The 19,862-nt window shown below is 67.2% G+C and carries 21 protein-coding genes; 18 read left to right on the top strand and 3 right to left on the bottom strand.

What is annotated here, in order from left to right:
• Positions 1-21: 21 nt before the first annotated feature.
• From ACYQ6W_RS17140 to epmA, 6 genes are read left to right on the top strand one after another with little or no spacing between them, the layout of a single operon-like run.
• A complete protein-coding gene (locus ACYQ6W_RS17140) occupies positions 22-1,506 on the top strand; it encodes a sugar ABC transporter ATP-binding protein (protein ID WP_459676982.1) in 1,485 nt (494 codons plus the stop codon).
• On the top strand, positions 1,499-2,497 hold the full coding sequence (locus ACYQ6W_RS17135; RefSeq protein ID WP_459676981.1) for an ABC transporter permease: 999 nt from the start codon (positions 1,499-1,501) through the stop codon (positions 2,495-2,497). The genes ACYQ6W_RS17140 and ACYQ6W_RS17135 overlap by 8 nt, the downstream gene beginning before the upstream one ends.
• On the top strand, positions 2,494-3,498 hold the full coding sequence (locus ACYQ6W_RS17130) for an ABC transporter permease (RefSeq protein ID WP_459676980.1): 1,005 nt from the start codon (positions 2,494-2,496) through the stop codon (positions 3,496-3,498). The genes ACYQ6W_RS17135 and ACYQ6W_RS17130 overlap by 4 nt, the downstream gene beginning before the upstream one ends.
• 12 nt (positions 3,499-3,510) lie before the next feature.
• Entirely contained in the window at positions 3,511-3,825 is a 315-nt protein-coding gene (rhaM, locus tag ACYQ6W_RS17125) for an L-rhamnose mutarotase (protein ID WP_459676979.1), read from the top strand.
• A 5-nt stretch (positions 3,826-3,830) separates the two neighbouring features.
• Positions 3,831-5,216 (top strand): FGGY-family carbohydrate kinase, encoded by a 1,386-nt coding sequence (locus ACYQ6W_RS17120; protein WP_459676977.1) that lies wholly within the window; start codon positions 3,831-3,833, stop codon positions 5,214-5,216.
• Positions 5,217-5,218: 2 nt separating this feature from the next.
• A complete protein-coding gene (gene epmA / locus ACYQ6W_RS17115) occupies positions 5,219-6,229 on the top strand; it encodes an EF-P lysine aminoacylase EpmA (RefSeq protein ID WP_459676976.1) in 1,011 nt (336 codons plus the stop codon).
• Here epmA and ACYQ6W_RS17110 read toward each other — a convergent pair.
• Together ACYQ6W_RS17110 and ACYQ6W_RS17105 are read right to left on the bottom strand one after the other, a co-directional pair.
• On the bottom strand, positions 6,226-6,819 hold the full coding sequence (locus ACYQ6W_RS17110; RefSeq protein WP_459676974.1) for a Uma2 family endonuclease: 594 nt from the start codon (positions 6,817-6,819) through the stop codon (positions 6,226-6,228). The two genes, epmA and ACYQ6W_RS17110, sit on opposite strands and share 4 nt — an antisense overlap.
• 57 nt (positions 6,820-6,876) lie before the next feature.
• Complete coding sequence (locus ACYQ6W_RS17105) at positions 6,877-7,683, bottom strand: FkbM family methyltransferase (RefSeq protein ID WP_459676973.1); 807 nt, start codon at positions 7,681-7,683, stop codon at positions 6,877-6,879.
• Between the two features lie 158 nt (positions 7,684-7,841).
• Between ACYQ6W_RS17105 and ACYQ6W_RS17100 the strand changes: the two genes are divergently transcribed.
• From ACYQ6W_RS17100 to ACYQ6W_RS17060, 9 genes are all read left to right on the top strand, one after another.
• Entirely contained in the window at positions 7,842-8,240 is a 399-nt protein-coding gene (locus ACYQ6W_RS17100; RefSeq protein WP_459676972.1) for a hypothetical protein, read from the top strand.
• Complete coding sequence (locus ACYQ6W_RS17095; protein ID WP_459676971.1) at positions 8,237-8,845, top strand: GNAT family N-acetyltransferase; 609 nt, start codon at positions 8,237-8,239, stop codon at positions 8,843-8,845. Before ACYQ6W_RS17100 ends, ACYQ6W_RS17095 begins: the two co-directional genes overlap by 4 nt.
• A complete protein-coding gene (locus ACYQ6W_RS17090) occupies positions 8,842-9,714 on the top strand; it encodes a carbon-nitrogen hydrolase family protein (protein ID WP_459676970.1) in 873 nt (290 codons plus the stop codon). Before ACYQ6W_RS17095 ends, ACYQ6W_RS17090 begins: the two co-directional genes overlap by 4 nt.
• The gene (locus ACYQ6W_RS17085) at positions 9,714-10,169 is read left to right on the top strand and encodes a GNAT family N-acetyltransferase (RefSeq protein WP_459676969.1); all 456 of its coding nucleotides are present in this window, start codon (positions 9,714-9,716) and stop codon (positions 10,167-10,169) included. Before ACYQ6W_RS17090 ends, ACYQ6W_RS17085 begins: the two co-directional genes overlap by 1 nt.
• On the top strand, positions 10,166-11,365 hold the full coding sequence (lpxB, locus tag ACYQ6W_RS17080) for a lipid-A-disaccharide synthase (protein ID WP_459676968.1): 1,200 nt from the start codon (positions 10,166-10,168) through the stop codon (positions 11,363-11,365). Before ACYQ6W_RS17085 ends, lpxB begins: the two co-directional genes overlap by 4 nt.
• 37 nt (positions 11,366-11,402) lie before the next feature.
• The gene (locus ACYQ6W_RS17075) at positions 11,403-12,875 is read left to right on the top strand and encodes a helix-turn-helix transcriptional regulator (protein WP_459676967.1); all 1,473 of its coding nucleotides are present in this window, start codon (positions 11,403-11,405) and stop codon (positions 12,873-12,875) included.
• 143 nt (positions 12,876-13,018) lie between these two features.
• The gene (locus tag ACYQ6W_RS17070) at positions 13,019-13,234 is read left to right on the top strand and encodes a CsbD family protein (RefSeq protein ID WP_459676966.1); all 216 of its coding nucleotides are present in this window, start codon (positions 13,019-13,021) and stop codon (positions 13,232-13,234) included.
• Positions 13,235-13,410: 176 nt separating this feature from the next.
• The gene (locus ACYQ6W_RS17065) at positions 13,411-14,286 is read left to right on the top strand and encodes a hypothetical protein (protein WP_459676964.1); all 876 of its coding nucleotides are present in this window, start codon (positions 13,411-13,413) and stop codon (positions 14,284-14,286) included.
• A 41-nt stretch (positions 14,287-14,327) separates the two neighbouring features.
• Positions 14,328-14,552 (top strand): hypothetical protein, encoded by a 225-nt coding sequence (locus tag ACYQ6W_RS17060; protein ID WP_459676963.1) that lies wholly within the window; start codon positions 14,328-14,330, stop codon positions 14,550-14,552.
• A gap of 11 nt (positions 14,553-14,563) precedes the next feature.
• On the opposite strand, the gene ACYQ6W_RS17055 is transcribed toward ACYQ6W_RS17060, so the two are convergent.
• Positions 14,564-15,544, bottom strand: coding sequence for a Gfo/Idh/MocA family protein (locus ACYQ6W_RS17055; protein ID WP_459677122.1), 981 nt, complete (start codon positions 15,542-15,544; stop codon positions 14,564-14,566).
• A gap of 251 nt (positions 15,545-15,795) precedes the next feature.
• On the opposite strand from ACYQ6W_RS17055, the gene secD reads away from it, so the two are divergent.
• From secD to ACYQ6W_RS17040, 3 genes are read left to right on the top strand one after another with little or no spacing between them, the layout of a single operon-like run.
• On the top strand, positions 15,796-17,373 hold the full coding sequence (gene secD, locus ACYQ6W_RS17050; protein WP_459676962.1) for a protein translocase subunit SecD: 1,578 nt from the start codon (positions 15,796-15,798) through the stop codon (positions 17,371-17,373).
• A 10-nt stretch (positions 17,374-17,383) separates the two neighbouring features.
• Positions 17,384-18,355, top strand: coding sequence for a protein translocase subunit SecF (gene secF / locus ACYQ6W_RS17045; RefSeq protein ID WP_459676960.1), 972 nt, complete (start codon positions 17,384-17,386; stop codon positions 18,353-18,355).
• Positions 18,356-18,409: 54 nt separating this feature from the next.
• Positions 18,410-19,855, top strand: coding sequence for a tetratricopeptide repeat protein (locus ACYQ6W_RS17040; RefSeq protein WP_459676959.1), 1,446 nt, complete (start codon positions 18,410-18,412; stop codon positions 19,853-19,855).
• Positions 19,856-19,862 lie beyond the last annotated feature (7 nt).

Raw genomic sequence — 19,862 nt, 5'->3', positions numbered from 1 at the left:
GAAAGAACTGGGTATGAAACGATGACTGTTCCCATCCTCAGCCTTTCGGGGGTCACGAAGTCCTTCGCCGGCGTGCATGCGCTGGTAAAGGGCGAGATCGACCTCTATCCGGGCCAGGTCACGGCCTTGATTGGCGAGAACGGCGCCGGGAAATCGACGCTGGTCAAAATTCTGACCGGCGTCCATCAGGCGGATGGCGGCGAGATCCGGATGAACGGCCAGCCGGTGCGGATCGGCTCTGCCGATCATGCCGGCCATCTCGGAATCAGCGCCATTCATCAGGAGGCGGTGGTTTTCGACGATCTCTCGGTGGCCGAGAACATCTTCGTCACCGATCGCCCGCGCCGGTACGGCATGGTCGACTGGCCGAGGATGCGTGCCCGCGCCGGCGCCATTCTGGATGAGCTTGATCCGCGCATCGATCCGCGGATGCCGATGCGCCAGCTCTCCGTGGCGCAGAAGCATCTGGTGCAGATCGCCCGCGCGCTCTCCAACGAGGCGCGCATCGTCATCATGGACGAGCCGACCGCTGCGCTCTCGCACCGCGAGGTGGAGGAGCTTTTCGCCATCGTCCGCCGCCTCAAGGCGGAGGGCCGCGCCATTCTCTTCATCTCCCACAAATTCGAGGAAATCTTCGATCTGGCGGATCGCTACGCCGTCTTCCGGGATGGGGCGGCAGTCGGGCAGGGCAATATCGCAGATGTCTCGCGAGATCAGCTCATCGCCATGATGGTCGGTCGCTCGGTGGATCAGGTCTTTCCGAAGGTCGACGTGCCGATCGGCGAGGAACTGTTCCGCGTCGAAGGCCTCGCCCGTGGCGAGGAATTTGCCGATGTCAGCTTCGCGCTCAAGCGGGGGGAAATTCTCGGCGTCTATGGCCTTGTCGGTGCCGGCCGCTCCGAAGTGATGCAGGCGATCTTCGGTCTCACCCGCCCCGATCAGGGCGCCATCACCCTCGAAGGCCGCAAACTGTCCATCGCGACACCGGAAGACGCCATCGCCTCCGGCATCGCCTATGTGCCGGAGGATCGTCAGATTCAGGGTGGCATCTTGCGCTTTCCGATCGCGAGCAACATCGCGCTGCCGTCGCTCGGCCATCTCTCGCATCGTGGCTTCATGCGCCGGGCGGATGAGCGGTCCCTTGCCGAGACCTATGTGCGGGAGCTGCAGATCAAGACATCGGGTGTCGATCAGCGGCTGGAGGAACTGTCTGGCGGCAACCAGCAGAAGGTCGTCATCGGCAAGTGGCTGGCAACCCACCCGCGCGTCCTCATCATGGATGAGCCGACCAAAGGCATCGATGTCGGCGCCAAGACCGCCGTCTATCGGCTGATGGGCGAGATGGTGGCGAAGGGCCTCGGCATCATCATGGTCTCCTCCGAACTGCCCGAGGTCATGGGCCTCGCGGACCGGGTTCTCGTCATGCGCCGTGGCCGGCTGCGCGCCACCTTCACCCGGGCGGACGCCACGCCCGAAAGCATCGTAAGGGCTGCAACCGATGCCTAATGCCTCCAGTCTCCGGCGCGGGCTGCCGCATGAAGTCGGGCTCGCCTTGCTCACGCTGCTGCTGCTCGCGATCGTCACCACGGCCTTTCCGCGTTTCCTCGTCATCGACAACGTGAAGTCGCTCTTCGACGACACGGCGCTGCTCATCATGCTGGCGGTGGGCGAGATGTTCGTGCTGCTCACCCGCAGTGTCGATCTGTCGGTCGCGGCCAATGCCGCGCTCACCGGAATGGTGGTGGCGCTCTTCAATGCACATTATCCCGGGGCCGGCATCCTGCCCGTTCTCGTGATCGCCGTGGCGCTCGGGGCGGGCCTTGGCCTCATCAACGGATTGCTCGTCTGGCGGCTGCGCATCCCCTCCATTGTCGTCACGCTCGGCACGCTGTCGGTCTATCGCGGCAGCGTCTATCTCGTCTCCGGGGGTGCCTGGGTGAACAGCGGCCAGATGTCGCCCTTCTTCCTGAGCTTCGTGCGTGCGCCCATCCTCGGCGTCAGCGTGCTGAGCTGGATCGGCATCGTCACCGCCATCCTCGCCTGGATCTATCTCAAATACGCGGTCTCCGGCCGTAACCTGTATGCTGCGGGCAACAACCCCAATGCCGCGGCCTATGCCGGCATCGATGTCGGGCGCATGCAGTGCCTGGCCTTCGTCCTCTCGGGGGCCATTGCCGGACTCGCCGGCTATCTCTGGGTCGCGCGCTTCGCCGTGGCCTATACCGACGTCGCTTCGGGCTTTGAACTTCAGGTCATCGCCGCCTGCGTCATCGGCGGTGTCTCCATCACCGGCGGTGTCGGCGGTGTCGTCGGCGTCGTGCTCGGCGGGCTTTTCCTCGGCATCATCAAGAATGCGCTGCTGGTCGTCGGCATCTCGCCCTTCTTCCAGATGGCGGTGAGCGGCCTCGTCATCACCGTCGCCGTCATTCTCAACGCCGGCAGCTACCGCAAGAGCCACGGCCGGAAAATTCTCGAACGCACGGAGGTGGCCTCGTGAGCACCGTGTCCTCCTCCGTGCAAGGCGCGGCCGCGCGCGGCCGTCCCGTCACCTGGCGCCGGTTCTTGCGGTGGGAGACGCTGCTCGGTCTCGTCGTCATCGCGGATTTCATCCTCAACACGCAGCTCTCCGCCTATTTCCTCGACCCATGGACGCTGTCGGATGCGAGCTTCAACTTCACCGAGCGCGCGATCATGGCGCTGCCCATGGCACTGCTCATCATCGCAGGTGAGATCGACATCTCGGTGGGGTCGATCATTGCCATGGCCTCGGTGCTGATGGGCCTGGTGGCGAAAGCCGGATTCGGCACGCCGCTGGTCTGCGCCACGGGCCTCGTCGTCGGTTTTGGCGCCGGCTGCGTCAACGGCCTGCTCGTTACCGTCTTCCGGGTGCCCTCGATCGTCGCCACCATCGGCACGCTGAGCCTCTTCCGCGGCATCGCCTATGCCATCATCGGCGATGGCGTGTTGAAGTCCTATGCGCATGATTTCGCCTATTTCGGCCAGGGCTATGTCTGGGGACCGATCTCCTTCGAACTCGTGCTCTTCGCGGGTCTCGCCGTGCTCTTCGCGATCGTGCTGCATGGCACGGTCATCGGCCGCCGCATCTTCGCGATTGGCGCCAATCCCGTCGCTGCCCGGCTTTCGGGCATCCGCGTCGACCGCTACAAGTTCTGGATTTTCGTTCTGCTCGGCACGGTCTCGGGCTTGGCCGCCGTGCTGTTGACCTCGCGTCTCGGCTCCACGCGTCCCTCCATCGCCATGGGCTGGGAGCTCGAGGTCATCACCATGGTCATCCTTGGCGGCATTTCCATCGACGGCGGCCAGGGCTCCATCCTTGGCGTCGTGCTGTCCGCGCTCCTAATCGGCTGCGTCACCTTCGGTCTCTCCCTGCTCAACGTGCCGGGCATCGTGCTCGCCATCGTCACCGGCACGCTGCTGATCGCGGTCGTCGCTCTCTCCACCCTCGTCGGCTATTCCGGCCGCAGGCGCCGGCACTGAGGCGGCGCGGCCATGGAGCAGATCGCCTTTCGTATGCAGCTCAACCCGGGTCATGCCGCCGAATACCAGCGGCGGCATGACGCGATCTGGCCGGAACTCGTCGCCTTGCTGAAGGATGCCGGGATCGCGGATTATTCCATCTTTCTCGATCCAAAGACGCATGCCCTTTTCGCGGTGCTGCGGCGGAGGCCGGACCATCGGATGGCTCAGCTTCCCGCAGAGGCCGTGATGCAGCGCTGGTGGCGGTACATGGGGGACATCATGGCGACGAACCCTGATTCTTCGCCCGCCGTCGTGCCGCTCACCCCCGTCTTTCACCTGGACTGACGCGGATGACCGACCTCGTCCTGGTGCTCGACATCGGCAAAACCAATGCGAAGCTGATGCTGGTGGAGGAGGGCGGCGCCACCCTGTGGTCGGCGGAACGGCCCTCCCCGGCGGTGGAGAAGCCGGACGTGGCACCGCTCTCACGCCAACTCGACGTGCTCGGCATCGAAGCCTGGATGATGGAGCAACTCAACCGCCTGCCGGAGAAGCACCGGGTGCGGGCCATCGTCCCCGTGGCACATGGCGCCGCCATGGTGCTGGTGGGGCATGAGAACGAGGTGCTGCTCGCGCCGGATTACGAAGATGCGGCCTATGATGTCGTTCTCCCCGACTATCGCAGGCGTCGCCCGTCTTTCGCGGAAACGCGGTCGCCACAGCTGCCGGCCGGACTCAATCTCGGCACGCAGATCTATTTCGTGCAGCGCATGCTGCCCGAGATTTTCCTCCGCACGCGCAGCATCCTCACCTACCCGCAATATTGGTCCTGGCGGCTCTCGGGCATTGCCGCGAGCGAAGTGACCTCCCTCGGCTGTCATACCGACCTCTGGAACCCGGCCGAGGCGCGTTTTTCCTCACTGGTCACGGCGGAGGGCTGGGGCGCGCTGCTGCCGCCCCTGCGCCCGGCACGGGCACGCCTCGGCCCGCTCGCCCAGGCCGTGGCGGAAGCGACCGGCCTGCCGGCGGATTGCGCCGTCATCTGCGGCATCCACGATTCCAACGCCTCCTATCTTTCCCACCGCGTCGCACGGCGGGGGGAGGCAGCCTTCTCCGTCATCTCATCGGGCACTTGGTGCATCATCCTGTCGCGCGGCGCGGATCTTGGGCAGTTACGCGAGGCGGAGGACATGCTCGCCAATGTCGATGCGCTGGGCGATCCCACGGCGACGGCGCGTTTCATGGGCGGGCGGGAATATGCCGCAGTTGCGAGCGAGGCGGGGTGCCGCGCCGAACCCAACGAGGCGGGTTTGGCCAAGGTGTTGGCGGCCGGCGCCATGGCGCTGCCGAGCTTCGCCTTGGCCGGCCCATTTCAGGGGCGCGAAGGCCGCCTGATCGCGACGGAGGCCTTGTCACCCGAAGGCCGCGCCGCGCTCGCCACGCTCTACTGCGCGCTGATGGCAGATTTCATTCTCGATCACCTGGGCGCCGAAGGGGCGATGCTGGTGGACGGGCCTTTCGCGGCCAATCCGCTCTTCCCCCGCCTGCTGCAAAGCCTGCGGCCGCAGGCGCCGGTTGCCCCGGGAGCAGCGCGGGGCGGCATCACGGCGGCGGTGCTGTGGCTCGCCGGCTTCACGCCACCGGAGGAGGCGGCCTCTTCGCCTCTGCCGCCTCTCAGCCAGGCGGCGGCGCTGCTTTCCTATCGAGATCGCTGGCGGGGCATGCTAACCGGCTGAGGATGGCCCCAACCCCCGCCTGGCACCCTGAAGGCTTCTCTGCCCGGCTGCCCTTCCTGCGCCGCCGCGCGCTGGTGACCCAGGCGACCCGCGCCTTCTTCACCGCCCGCGGCTATACGGAAGTGGAAACCCCTTATGCGGTGCCGGCGCCAGGGGAGGAGGTGCATCTCTCCGCCTTCCGCACCGAGCGCATCGGTATCGATGGCAGCCGCACGTCGCTGTTCCTCCATACCAGTCCCGAGTTTGCCATGAAGCGGCTGCTGGTCGCGGGCGCCGGCCCCATCTTCCAACTCGCCCGGGTCTGGCGGAATGGCGAGGGCAGCCGCCGCCACGCAGCCGAATTCACCATGCTGGAGTGGTACAAGCCCGGCGCCTCCATGGCCGATCTCATGGCCGAGACTGCGGATTTCCTGCGTGCCGTGCTGCCGCCCGTCGTCACGGCGCAGGGCGTCACCACCAATCTGGCCGCGATGGAGCATCTGACCCTGGCCGAGGCCTTCCGCCGGTATCTCGGCGCCGATCTCCTTGGCACGGCGGGGGATGCGGCGGCACTCGCCGCCTCCGCCGGCGTTGCCCTGCGCCAGGGCGAGGCGTGGGAAGATCTGTTCTTCCGCCTGATCCTGGGGCAGATCGAGCCGCATCTCGGGCAGACCCACCCGACCTTCTTCACCCATTGGCCGGCCGCCCAGGCCGCACTGGCGCGGCGCGACCCGGCCGATCCACGCGTTGCGGAGCGCTTCGAGCTCTATGTCTGCGGCATGGAACTCGCCAATGCCTTCGTCGAGCTTACCGACGCGGCGGAGCAGCGGGCGCGCTTCCTGGAAGATCGTGCCCGCCGTCGCGCCCTCTATGGGGAGGAAGGCTGGCCCTTGGATGAGGATTTTCTGGCCGCCCTCGAACACGGCATGCCGCCGTCGGCCGGTATTGCCCTCGGCTTCGATCGTCTCGCCATGATCGCCGCGGGGGCTGACCGGATCGATCAGGTGCAGTGGTTGCCGGAGCCGCGGCCCTAAGCTTCCTCGGTCCTGGCTTCTTCGCCCTCTTCCGGCGCGGTCTCGAGGTCGATATCGGCATAGAATTCGATGATCGGAATCTCGGCGCCGATCTCGGGCAGGCGCAGCACGTCCCGCTCCCCCAGAATCTCCGATAGCCAATCCTCACCTTGCCGCGCGAAGACCATAGCCCCAACTTTGGTCTGCTCCAGCACCACATAGCGCTGGATGCTCGGGGTCGCGCGATACTCGGCATTCTTGGTGAATAGATCGACCTGCGCCGTGCCCTCGCTCAGGATCTCGAAGACGATCACGGCGTCCGTGACGACTTTGGCCCCGTTCGCAACAGGGGTGCAGACCACGAAGGCATCCGGGTAGCGCACACGCCCGGCCGCCGCGATCTTGAGCTCGGAGCCGTAGGGTTGGCACGGCTTGCCGCGCAGGCGGCCGGTCAGTGAAAACAGCAGATTACGTTGGATGCCGGCATGCGCTGCGGTTCCGCCCGTCATGGCGACTGCCTGGAAGCCATCGAATTCGTACCGTAATTCCTGCCGGTTTTCCCAGGCCAGGAATTGCTCCAGCGTCATCGGCTTGCGCAGGGCGACGTTCATGCGGCCATCCTAGCAAGGGAGGCGCGCGCAACCGAAGCACATTCGCGGGCGGGGGGCCTACCGCCAGAGATAGAGGTCGGTATGCGCGCCATCCTGGCCACGCAGATAGTCCAGCACCGCGTCCGTCGAGACCGGATTGCCGATGCCGAGCGAGCGGTTGGGAAAGTCCTCGATCCGAGCGGCAAACGCGTCCCAGTCCAGTGTGGGCTTGCTGATTCGCCAGACTTCGACGATCGCACAGTCGATGCGGCGCCAATGCGCCCAGGGAACGGCCGAGATGATACGCTCGTCGAAGCCCTGCGTATCCGATTTCCAGATCAGCCGCTCGTCGGGCGACAGATGGGTGTCGAGCCAGCCGGCGACGGAAAGGACCTGCACCTGTTTCTCGTCATAGCCACTCGCATCATGCATCGCGCCCTCATTGAGGGAATGGTTGCCGATGTTGCGGTGGTCCTGGAAGAAACGCCGCACCCCGTCTTCGGTATCGAGCGCGGCGTTGATGAAGTGGCAATCGGGCCGGTCGCCCCGTGGCGCCAGGTTGAAGCGCAGTGCCGCGAAATTCAGGGGCGAAGGTTCGAAGCAGTAGAGCCGCGCGATCTGCGGAAAGACGCGGGTCATCTGGCGGCTGAACAGGCCGATATTCGCGCCGATGTCGAGCAGGGTATAGAGCCTCTGCCCATCCAGCCGATCGGCGAAGAAGCGGATTTCTTCCGGCTGCCAGCAGCCATGGCTGAAGACGGTGGGCAGAATCACCTGGTCGGCCGGCACCAGAAGGGAGTCGCCCACTTGGCCCAGCAGGCCGTCTTGCGCGAGGGCGAAGAGATAGCCCGTGCAGGTCATGGCAGGCTGGGCCGGTTCGGTCATGGGACGCGCCTCGTCTTGCTCGTCGTCCCTTATCCCCTGGAATTGGCGAAATTTTCGGAAAGACCGCGGCGCCAGTCACACTCCCCGGAGGGAGCATGGCGGCCCTCCCGCCGCCGTGCTAACCGGGCGGGACTGATGGCTTTCGCCGGGACCGTCGCATGCGCTCGTCTTTCCGCTTGATTGCACCCTTGGGCGCGAGCCTCGCCCTCGCCGGCTGCCAGACCGGCCCGACGCTGTCGGATCGGCTGCACGCCTATATCGGCCAGCCGGAGCAGGCCATCGTGCAGGGCCTCGGCGTGCCCGCCCGCACCATCACCACGGGCGGCGTCAAATACCTCGCCTATGACTGGCAGAACACGCAGATCATCCCGGGCTCCGGCGGCTTCGGCTGGGGCTGGGGCGGCGATCCCTGGGGGCCTTGGGGTGGCGGCTTCTATGCCCCGCCCACGGTCGTCGTGACGGGCTGCGAGGCCACCTTCCAGATGGGCCCCTCCGGCCAGCCGGGTGGCGGCGAGGTGGCGGTGGCCGTCGTGCTTCGGGGCAATGCCTGCCAATGAGCCTGACGCTGCGCACGGTGACGGGGCAGGACCTGCTGCCCTTCATCCCGGCCCTCGCACGGCTGCGCATCACCGTCTTCCGCGACTGGCCCTATCTCTATGACGGGGACCAGGCCTATGAGGAGCGCTATCTCGCGACCTATGCGGCGAGCCCCCGTGCGGCGGTCGTGCTGGCGCTGGAGGGCGCCAACGTCGTTGGTGCCTCCACCTGCCTGCCGCTCGCGGACGAGACGCCGAATGTGCAGCAGCCCTTCCGGGACGCGGGCATCGCGCCGGAGCAAGTCTTCTATTTCGGCGAGTCGATTCTCCTGGCGTGCCATCGGGGCGCCGGTGTCGGCGTCGGCTTCTTCGCGGCGCGCGAGGCCCATGCCCGCGCCATCTCGGCTTGTGATTATGCCGCCTTCTGTGCGGTCCAGCGCCCGGCAGAGCACCCGCTGAAGCCGTCAGGCGCCGTTCCGCTCGATGCCTTCTGGCGCAAGCGCGGCTTCACGCCCACGCCGCAGCTCACCTGCGTCATGCAGTGGAAGGAGGTTGGGCAGGCGGAGGAAACCCCGCATCATCTCGCCTTCTGGATGAAGAGCCTGACTGGAGCGCCCCTGCCGTGACCCGCCTTCGCCTCGCCCTCGCGCAATACAAGATCGACCGGCTGGACAGTCTCGACGATTTCGCAGTCAAGATCGACCGGCTGTTGGCCGAGGCGCGTGCCGGCGGCGCCGACCTTCTCGTGCTGCCGGAATATGCCGCCATGGAACTCGCCGCCGTTTTCACCGACGCCGGTGATGCGGTGGCCGAGCGGGATGCGGTCGTCGCACGGGCCGAGGACATCGTCGAGATCATGCGCCAGGGCGCCATGCATCACGGGCTTTGGCTGCTCGGCTCCTCCGTGCCGATGCTGCGCGACGGCGCCGTGCGTAACCGCGCCCCGTTCATTTCAGCAGAGGGCGTCGTGCGCTTTCAGGAGAAGCGGGTGATGACCCGCTTCGAGACGGAGCAATGGATGGTCTCGGCGGGCGACGCGCCGCAGGTGTTCGACACGCCCTGGGGCTGCATCGGCATTTCCATCTGCTACGACGTCGAGTTTCCCATGCTGGTGCGGGCTCAGGTCGAGGCTGGGGCCTGGCTCATCCTCGCCCCTTCCTGCACCGATACGCTGTGGGGCTTCAATCGCGTGCATCTCTCGGCCCGCGCGCGGGCGGTCGAAAACCAATGCTTCGTCGCCATCACGCCGACGGTCGGCGAAGCGCCCTGGTCCGCGACGCTCGACGTCAACCGTGGCTATGCTGGCGTCTTCGGCCCCTGCGACCGCGGCTTTCCGGAAGACGGGGTGATCGCGATGGGTGCGCTGGATCAGGCGAGCCTCGTCTTCGCCGATCTCGACCCCGCCCGCATCGAAGTGGTGCGGCAGGACGGTGGCGTGCGCAACCATCGGGACTGGCCGGCAGCGCCCCAGGGCGCGCCGGTCGTCGGCTTCTGATGCGCCTGCGCATCCTCGCCGTGCCCGTGCGCACGCCCGGCGTGCGCCGCCTGCTGGAGCAATCCTGGGCGCTGTCCGAAAGCCTCTACCCGGCGGAGAGCAACCATCATCTGGACGAGGCCGCGCTCGACGTGCCGGAGGTCTCCTTTTTCGTGGCGAAGGAGGATGAGGCCATTCTCGGCTGTGGCGCCCTCAAGCGGATGGACGCGACCTACGGCGAGGTGAAGAGCCTCTTCGTCGATCCCGCCGCGCGCGGCCGCGGTCTCGCACGCGCCCTCCTTGCGGCGATCGAAGGGGAAGCGCGCGCCCAGGGCCTCGCCCTGCTGCGCCTTGAAACCGGCATCCGCCAGCCGGAGGCGATCGGCCTTTATGAGGCGACGGGCTTCCGCCCTATCGGCCCCTTTGGCGCCTATGCGCCCGACCCGCTCAGCCTCTTCATGGAAAAGACGTTGTGAGCGACGCCGCGCCGCTCATCTACATCGTCGCCGGCGAGGCGAGCGGGGACGTGCTCGGCGCTCGGCTGATCCGCGGCATCCGTGCGCGACTGCCGCAGGCGCGCTTCGCCGGGGTCGGCGGCGCGCGCATGGCGGAAGAAGGCTTCGTCAGCCTGTTTCCCATGCAGGAACTGGCCTTGATGGGCCTGGCCGAGGTCCTGCCCAAGCTGCGCCAGCTCAAGCGCCGCATGGCGGAGACGGTGGCGGACGTCACTGCCCGCCGGCCGGACGTGGTGGTGACGATCGATGCGCCGAGCTTCACCCACCGCCTGCTGCGCCGCATCGCGCCGCTCGGCATTCCCCGTGCGCACTACGTGGCCCCCCAGGTCTGGGCATGGCGGGAGCATCGCGTGAAGCACTACCCGGGGCTGTGGAACACGCTGCTTTGCCTCTTGCCCTTCGAGCCGGAGTTTTTCGCCCGCCACGGGCTCGCCGCCGATTTCGTCGGCCACCCGGTGCTCGAATCCGGCGCGGACCAGGGGGATGCGGCGCGCTTCCGCGCGCGGCATGGCCTGGGCCCGGAGGCCGTGCCGGTGATCCTGATGCCGGGCAGCCGCATCACCGAAATCACCCGCCTGCTGCCGGTCTTCGCCGACACCCTGGCGCGGCTGCGCGCCCGCTTCCCCCATCTCGTCCCCGTCATGCCGGTCGCCGCAAACGTCGCGCAGCGCGTGATGGAGGCGGCGGGCGGCTGGCCGGAGAAACCCATTCTGGTCACGGAGATGGAGGACAAGCACGATGCTTTTGCCGCCGCCGCCGCGGCCCTGACCAAATCCGGCACATCGACGCTCGAGCTGGCGCTGGCGGGCGTCCCAATGGTCGTCACCTACAAGGTGAATCCGATCACCGCGGCCATCGTCCGCCGCGTCATCAAGGTGCCCTTCGCCGCCATGGTGAACCTGCTCGCGGGCCGGGCCGTCGCGCCCGAACTGCTGCAGGAGAAATGCCGCCCCGATCTGCTGGCCGCGGAAGTCGCGCGGCTGCTGGAGGATCCGGCCGCCGCGGCAGCGCAGCGCGCCGCCTTCGCCTCCGTCATGCAGAGCCTGCGGCCGGGACCCGGCATCGCCCCATCGGAAGCCGCGGCCGAAGCCGTGCTGACGCTGCTTCCCGCGCGGTCCGCTGCCCTGCCGCCGTTGCCAAACCGGGAAACGACCTAGATTCGGGGGAGCATCCCGCTCTGACCCGGACCGACCCGTGACCTCTGCCGCCGCTGCCCGCATCGACAATCTCCGCCAGATCATCGCCGGTCTGTCCGAAGGCATCATCCTCGTCCGTCCCGACCAGCATCTGCTCTGGGCGAACGAGGCCGCGCTTCGCATGCACGGGGTCGAAGAGGTCGCGGGGCTCGGCGCCACGGTGGACGAGTATCGCAAGCGCTTCCGCTTGCGCTATCGCAACAACCATCAGCTGGAAGAGGGCGCGTATCCGCTCGACCGGGTTCTCGCCGAAGAAGTCTTCAGCGAGGTGGTGGTGGAGGTGACGCCGGCCGATGCCGACGAGCCGTGCTGGGTTCATCAGATCCGCAGCCTGATCCTGACGGATGCCGAAGGTGTCCCCGATCTGCTGGTTCTGATCATCGAAGACGTCTCGGCGCGCATGGCGGCGGAAGAGCGCTTCGAGCAGACCTTCAACGTCAATCCTGCGCCCGCTCTCATTCTTCGGTTGCGTGATCAGCGCTACGTGAAGGTGAACCAGGGCTTTCTCGATCTCACCGGTTTCGCGAAGGATGAGGTGCTGGGGCGCAGCCTGTACGACATCGATATCTTGCAGGATGCGGCAGGGCTGGATCTGGCGAAGGAGCGGCTGCGCGAAGGCCGCACCATTCCGCAGATGCAGGCGGACATCTCCTTGCCGGATGGCGGCCGGAAGCTCGTCATCGTCGCCGGCCAGCCGATCGATCTCGCGGACGAGCCCTGCATGCTCTTCTCCTTCGCCGATCTCGAGCCGCGGCGTCAGGCCGAGAACGAACTGCGCCATAGCGAGGAACGTTTCGTCACTACCTTCCGCCTGGCGCCGGTGGGCATGGCGATCACCACCCGCGAAGAGTATCGCATGTGCGACACCAACGACGCCTTCCATCAGCTCACCGGCTGGTCCGGTGATGAGGCGATGGGCAAGACGCTGTCGGACATGCAGCTATGGGAAGCGCCGAGCTTCGTCGCGAAGGTCGAGGTGATGCTGGCCGAACGCAGCGGGTTTCGCGGCGAGGATGCGCGGCTGCGCAGCAAGGACGGGGGCTTTGTCGATTGTCTCGTCTCCGCCGAAACCATCATGCTGCGGCGGGACAGCTGCATCCTGTGGGTGATCCAGGACATTCATGAGCGTCGGCGCAGCGAAATGGAGCTGATGGGCGCCATCGAGGCGGTCATGACTGATACGAAATGGTTCAGCCGGACGGTGATGGAGAAGCTCGCCAATCTGCGCATGCCCCAGAACCACACGGCCCCCTTGGAGGTCGCTGAACTCACGCGGCGCGAAAAGGAAGTCCTCAGCCTGATGTGCGAGGGGATGGAGGATGCGGCGATGGCCAAGGAAATGGGCGTGTCCCGCAACACGCTCCGTAATCACGTCGCGCGGGTCTATGGCAAGATCGGCGTCAATCGCCGCCCGCAGGCGATCCTCTGGGCGCGGGAACGCGGCTTTCCCCTCGCGCGGCCCATCCGCTGAGCGGCGGAATTGGTACAGGACTACTACACGATTTAGTCCCCGCGGATCATGTCGCGCTGTCCGGCGACCCCTATCTTCCTCATCATTCCGGAGCGCCCAAAACGATCGGGCCTTTCCGGGCAACAGAAGCTTAGGAGGCTGACATGGACGAGAACCGCATCAAGGGTGAAGCGCACCGCCTGAAGGGCTCCATCAAGGAAGCCATCGGCAAGGTCACCGGCGACCGCAAGATGGAAGCCGAAGGCGCCGTCGAGAAGCAGGCCGGCAAGGCCCAAGCGGCCGCGGGCCGCGCCGCGGACGGCGTACGTGATGCGGTCGGCCGCGCCGCCGACAAGGTGAAGGACGCGGTGCGCCGCTAATCCCGACGCCGGCCCGGAAAGCGGGCCGGCACGGCGCCCAGTGGCGGATCAGCGAAACACTCCCGTCCTGATCTGACCGCGGCGCCGGTCGCCGCCGGGCGGCCCGCACCGCCCGGCGTGCCGATCTTTCCATTTCCCATTGTTTTTCATCAGTGCTTCAGGAAGGAGGCATCCTCATGCCGACCCATGGAGAGGTGCAGGCCGAACCCCGGCAGGTGATTGCCATGCCGCGGATGAGCTGGGGCGCGATCCTCGGCGGTGTCGCTATCGCCTTTGCTGTCGAAATCATGATCGCCCTGCTTGGCGCCGGTATCGGCCTCGGGCTCGTTGCCCCGATCGGCGCTCAGGGACCAGACGCGAGCGGGCTTGGCCTCGGCGCGCTGCTGTGGTGGGGCTTCGGCACCATCCTAGCCCTTGCGCTCGGCACCTTCGTCGCGGTGCGGGCCGCCGGCATTCGCCGCAGCCCGGAAGGGGCCGCGCACGGCCTTGCGATTTGGGCCGTGGGCCTGCTGGTCTCGCTCTATCTGTTGGGCAGCGCCGTCAGCGGGCTGGTTGGCGGTGTCCTGAACGCGGCCGGGGGTGTCCTCCATGCCGCCGGTGCCAGCGTGCAGGCCGCGGCGCCTACGATCGCGCAGACAGTGGGTCTAGACCAGACCGTGATCGACGCCCGAGCCCAGGCCCTCTTGGCGCCGGCACCCGCCGATCCGGCGCAGATGACCCCGGAAGCGGCGACGAAAGCCGTGGTCGCGGCTCTGCCGGATGCGTTGAAGGGTGGGGCTGACGGTCAGCAGGCGGAAAACCGGATCGCGGACATCGTGGCGGCGCAGACCCATGAAAGCCATGACGCGGCTCTCCAGCGTGTGGAGCAGACCCGGCAGACGCTGCTGAACGCCAAGGACGCCGCCGTGAAGACGGTGCAGGAGACGGCGCGGGCCAGCGCCCATGTCGCCGCCCATGCGGCGCTCCTCGGCTTCGTCGTGATGGTGCTCGCGGCGATGGTGGCCAGCCTTTCGGGCAGCCTCGCCGCCCGCCGCAACCGCGTCCTCGGCTAAGCCGGTGCCAAGGGTCCAGGATCGGCAGGAGGAGGACGGTCATGCGCCTCGTCACGCGCCTTGTCTCCGAGGTCTTTAAGGTCGGCGGCCTTCGGCCGCTGACCGGGCCGGTGGCGCTGCTCGGCACGCCAGCCGGACAGGATGAGCCGCCCTTTCTTTGGGATCCTGCGGAGGATGCGGCGCATGACCTCGCCTCCGGCTTAGGCGGCGCACTCCCCCGCCAAGGGCCTGGGGCCCTCGGCCTGCACCTGCCCTGGCGGCGCTAGCCGGTGATGCCTCAGCCGGTCGGGCCGAGCAGGCCTGCGGCCGCCACGCGGGCGTTGGAGCGGTCCATCGCTTCCTTCACCGCGATGGCGGCTTCGAGCGCCCGGCGGCCGGCGGCCGCATCCACCAGAACCGGTGCGCCGTCGAGGATCGAGGCGTAGAAGGCTGCATGTTCGGCGGCCAGGCTGTCATGGTCTTCCCAGGCCATTTCCTTGACCGAGAAGTCCGGCATGCCGGGCACCGGGAATCCTCCCTGCGCCTTGGCGATCGCTGTCAGCTTCCGCCCGGCGAAATCGACGGCAATGTAGCCGTTCTGGCCGAAGATGCGCATCCGCCGCTCGGTCTTCAGCGAAATCCGGCTCGCCGTAATGGTGGCGACGCAGCCATTGGTGAAGCGCACGCGGGCATTGGCGATGTCCTCATGCGCGCTCGCCACCGCCGCGCCCACCGCATCGACGCTTTCGATCGGCGCATCGACGAGGGCAAGCACGAGGTCGAGGTCGTGGATCATCAGGTCGAGGATGACCGAGACGTCCGTGCCGCGCGGCTTGAAGGGGGCGACCCGCACGGCCTCGATGTAGAGCGGCTGGCCCATGCGGGCCGAGACCGCGCCATGTGCCGCGGAAAACCGCTCGAGATGGCCGACCTGGAGGACGACGCCGTGTTCGCGCGCGAGGGCGGCCAGGCTGTCGGCTTCCTCGAGGGTGGAGGCGATGGGTTTCTCGATCAGCACGTGCCGCCGGGCGCGGATCGCCCGTGCCGCCAGCTCGTAATGCGCTTCCGCGGGGGCTGCGATGATGATGGCCTCGGCGGCCTCGATCAGCGCCTCGAAGGGCAGGGGCTCGGTGCCGGCTTCCCAGCCGACGCTCCGCGCCCGCTCCGGGTCGCGGTCATAGACGCCGACGAGGTGGGCGCGCGGCGAAGCGGCGACCTTCAAGGCATGAAACCGCCCGAAATGGCCGACCCCGGCCACGCCCAGCTTCACGGTATCCATCGTCATATTCCGATCTTTGGGAGGTGCTTGCCCCCCGGGTGAGCGACGCGCGCAGAGGGTTAGCAGGTGGCACCGATCCGTCAACCAAAGCCCTGTAACGCAGTGTGTTACGTTTCCGGGCCGGGCGCGGCGCGGCGGCCACTTGCCATGCAGGCGGCGGGCCGCCATACCTCCGCGCCAAAGATCGACGCCATCTGCGGGCGCCGTGGTTCAAGCTGCCTATCTTCAAGCTACGGGGGCCTTCCGCCGCTATGCTCTATTTCAGCCGGCTCAAGGCCGCCAGTGTGATCGGCGCCTGCCTGATCGGCCTTCTCCTCTGCCTGCCCAACTTCTTCGCCGCCCCCGTCAAGGGGCTGCCCTGGCAGCAGATCCATCTCGGCCTCGATCTCCGCGGCGGCAGCTTCCTGCTCATGCAGGTCGACATGGGCGCGGTCGCCAAGGAAAAGCTCGGCAGCACGCTGGACGGGGTGCGGCAGGATTTCCGTAAGGCGAATATCGGCTACACCCGCCTCGCGGCCGACGCGGCGGCGAACGAGGTGCGCATCACCCTGCTCGATCCGAGCCAGCGGCAGGCCGCCATCGCGGCGCTCGGTGATCTGCTGACGCCGCCCAACGGTCCGGGCAGCCTGCCGGATTTCGCGGTGAGCGGTGCCGGGACTGACCTCGTGCTCACCCTCTCCAAGCCCGCCATGCAGGCGCGTGCCAAGGCGGCCGTCACCCAGTCCATCGAAATCATCCGCCGCCGCATCGACAGCACCGGCATCGTCGATCCGCAGATCGCCCAGCAGGGCGACGACCGTATCATGGTGCAGCTGCCCGGCATCTCCGATCCGCAGCACATCAAGAAGCTGCTCGGCGAGACGGCGCACATGACCTTCCATCTCGTCGATGAGAGCGTCGATCCGAATTCGGGCAATCCGCCTCCGCCGGGTGATGCCTTCCTGCCCCTGCAGGGCAATCCCAACCAGAAGGTCGCCATCCAGCAGCAGGTGATGGTGGACGGCGCCGACCTCACCAATGCCCAGGCCGGGCAGGATCCGCAGACCGGCGGCTGGGTGGTGAACATCACCTTCGACAGCCTCGGTGCCCGGCAGTTCGCCGAAGTCACGAGCGCGAATGTCGGTCACCCCTTCGCCATCGTCCTCGACAATCAGGTGATCAGCGATCCCGTGATCCGCGAAGCCATCACCGGCGGCCGGGCACAGATCAGCGGCAGCGCCAATGCGCAAGCCGCGACCGACCTCGCGCTGCTGCTGCGGGCGGGCGCCCTGCCGGCGCCGCTCACCGTAGTCGAGGAACAGAGCGTCGGGCCGGAACTCGGGGCCGATGCCATCCGCGCCGGCGCGATCTCCCTCGTCGTCGGCTTCCTCCTCGTCATCTTCTTCATGGCAGCCTTCTACGGGCTCTTCGGCTGGTTCGCGAACGTCGCCCTCGTCGCCAACCTCGTCATGATGATGGGCCTGCTCTCTTTGCTGGGCGCGACCCTCACCCTGCCGGGCATGGCGGGCATTCTGCTCACCCTCGGCATGGCGGTGGACGCGAACATCCTGATCAACGAGCGCGTGCGGGAAGAGGTACGCAACGGCCGCACGCCGCTGCAGGCGCTGGAGGCGGGCTACAAGCGCGCTTATGGCACCATCATCGACAGTAACGTCACGGCGCTGCTCGCCCACGTCATGCTCTTCATCTTTGGTGCAGGGCCCGTGCGCGGTTTCGCCGTGACCATCACCGTCGGCATCGTGACGACGCTCTTCACCGCGACCGTCTTCGCGCGGCTCCTGACCTCGCGCTGGTACATCTCCCGCCGTCCGGCGGCGCTGCCGGTTTAAGGACGACCCCATGCGCTTCTTCTACAAGCCGCTGTTTCGCCTGGTGCCGGATGGCACCCGCATCCACTTCATGCGGGGCCGCTACGCAGGGTTGATCGTCTCCGCCGTGCTCTCCCTCGCCTCGATCGGCCTCTTCTTCTATCCGGGCCTGCGCCTCGGCATCGATTTCAAGGGCGGCGTGGTGATGGAAGCGCGCACGCCGAAGCCGGCCGACTTCCCCGAATTGCGCGCGGCGCTGGCCAAGCAGAACCTTCCGGATGCCGGGTTGCAGCGGCTCGGTGGCCCGAACGAGGTGATGATCCGGCTCGAAAGCCGCGCCAATGCGCAGGAGACCGATGCGGCCGTCGCCCGGGTGCATGCCGCGCTCGATCAGGTGGCGCCGGGCAGCCAGGTGCTCAGCACCAGCGCGGTCGGCGCCTCGGTCTCGGCGCAGCTCTTCGACCAGGGTCTGCTCGCCCTCGGCCTCTCCCTGCTGATGATCCTGATCTACATCTGGTTCCGCTTCGAATGGCAATTCGCCGTCGGCGCGGTGGTGACGCTGATCCTCGACATCACCAAGACCATCGGCTTCCTGGTCGTCACGCGGCTGCAGTTCGATCTGGTGATGGTGGCGGCAGTGCTGACCATCCTCGGCTATTCCACCAACGACAAGGTCGTGGTCTATGACCGGATGCGTGAGAATCTCCGCAAGTACAAGAGCATGCCGCTGCGGGAGCTGATTGACCTGTCGATCAACGAGACCCTGAACCGGACGCTCGGCACGTCGATGACGGTGTTCCTGGCGGCGCTGCCGCTCGCCATCTTCGGCGGCTCCTCGATTCAGGACTTCGCCATTGCCATGCTGTTTGGCATCGTCGTCGGCACTTCGTCCTCCGTCTTCATCGCCGCCCCCATCCTGCTGTTCCTGGGGGAAAAGCGCCTGCGGCAGGACACCCGGCCGGCCAAGCCGGAACCGGGAAAGAAGGTCCAAGCCCGGCTCTAGCAGGGGGTCGGGGATGTTGTTACTTTTTCGTATCAAGATCCCATAGGCCCGCAGATGCCGTCAGAGACGACGACGACGACCGAAGCCCCGCCGCCCGCCGCTCCTGCTGCCGCTCCGCCGCGGCCGCCCGAGCCGATGGTGGCCATGCCGCTCGGCATGATGCTGCTGCTCGGCAACCAGGCTTTCGAGGGCGGCCGGATGAAGGAGGCGGAGGCCATTGCCTCCAACCTCTTGCGCGCAGCACCCGAGGAACCGCGCGTCCTGCAGCTCGGCGCGATCGTCGCCTTCCGCCTGAACCGCGCGCCGCTCGCCATCCAGCTCCTGGAAAAGGCCATCCGGCTCGAGCCGCGGAATTCGCTTTATTATCGCAATATCAGCGAGATGTACCGCCAGGTTGGCAGGCTGGATGATGCGCTGACGGCGGCGTCCCAGGCGGTCTCGTTGCTGCCAGGTGACCCGATCGCCCTGCATAACCTCGCCATCATCCACCACGGCCGCGGCGAGCTGGACCAGAGTCTCGTCTGTTCCCGCCGCGCCGTCGCCCTCAAGCCGGACATGGCCGGCGCTCATTTCGCCATCGGCGAGACGCTGCTGCTGCGCGGCGAGATGACCGAGGGCTGGGAAGAATACGAGTGGCGGTTCCGCATTCCGGGCGTCCAGCCGCTGATGCCGCCGGCCATTCGCGACGGCCAGCCGCAATGGGGCGGCAGCCGGCTCGGCGCCGGTCGTCGGCTGATGCTGGTGGGCGACCAGGGCTTCGGTGACGTCATCCAGTTCAGCCGCTACATCCCCTGGGCACGCAGCCAGACCGAAGAGGTCTTCCTCGCCACCAGCCGCGAGATGGCGCCGCTCATCCGCCGGCTGTTCCCCGATCTCGAATTGCAGACGCGCTGGGCGGATTGCCGGAATTTCGCGGCCTTCAGCGCGCTCTCCGGCCTGCCGCGCCTGCATGGCACGCGGCTCGAGACCATTCCGCCACCAATCCCGATCGTCGCCGACCCCGTGCGCGTCGAAGCCTGGAGCCAGCGCTTCGCCGAAGCCCTGCCGGACGGCGCTAAGCGCATCGGTATCGTCTGGGCTGGGCGGCCGACCCATAAGAACGACCGCAACCGCTCTATCGCATTCGCGCAGCTCGCCGCGGCGCTGGGTGGTCTGCCGGGCATCGCCCTGGTCAGCCTGCAGAAGGGAGACCGCGAGGCGGACCTCAAAGCCTACGAAGGCGCCGCGCCGCTCTTCGATGCGGCGCCTCATATCGCCGATTACGAGAATACGGTCGCGGCCATCGCGGCGCTCGACCTCGTCGTCACCGTCGATACCTCGGTTGCGCATCTCTCCGGCGCCATGGGGCGGCCGACCTGGGTGCTGCTGCCCTTCATGCCGGACTGGCGCTGGCTGCAGGGGCGGGAGGACAGCCCGTGGTATCCCTCCGTGCGGCTCTTCCGCCAGAGCGAACCGCGCGCCTGGGAGGCGCCGCTCGCCGCCGTCGCCGCTGCGCTGTAGCAGCCGG

The sequence above is a fragment of the Acidisoma sp. 7E03 genome, from assembly GCF_054665075.1.
Note: the sequence above shows the minus strand (reverse complement) of the source record. Positions and strands in the feature narration are given on the sequence as shown.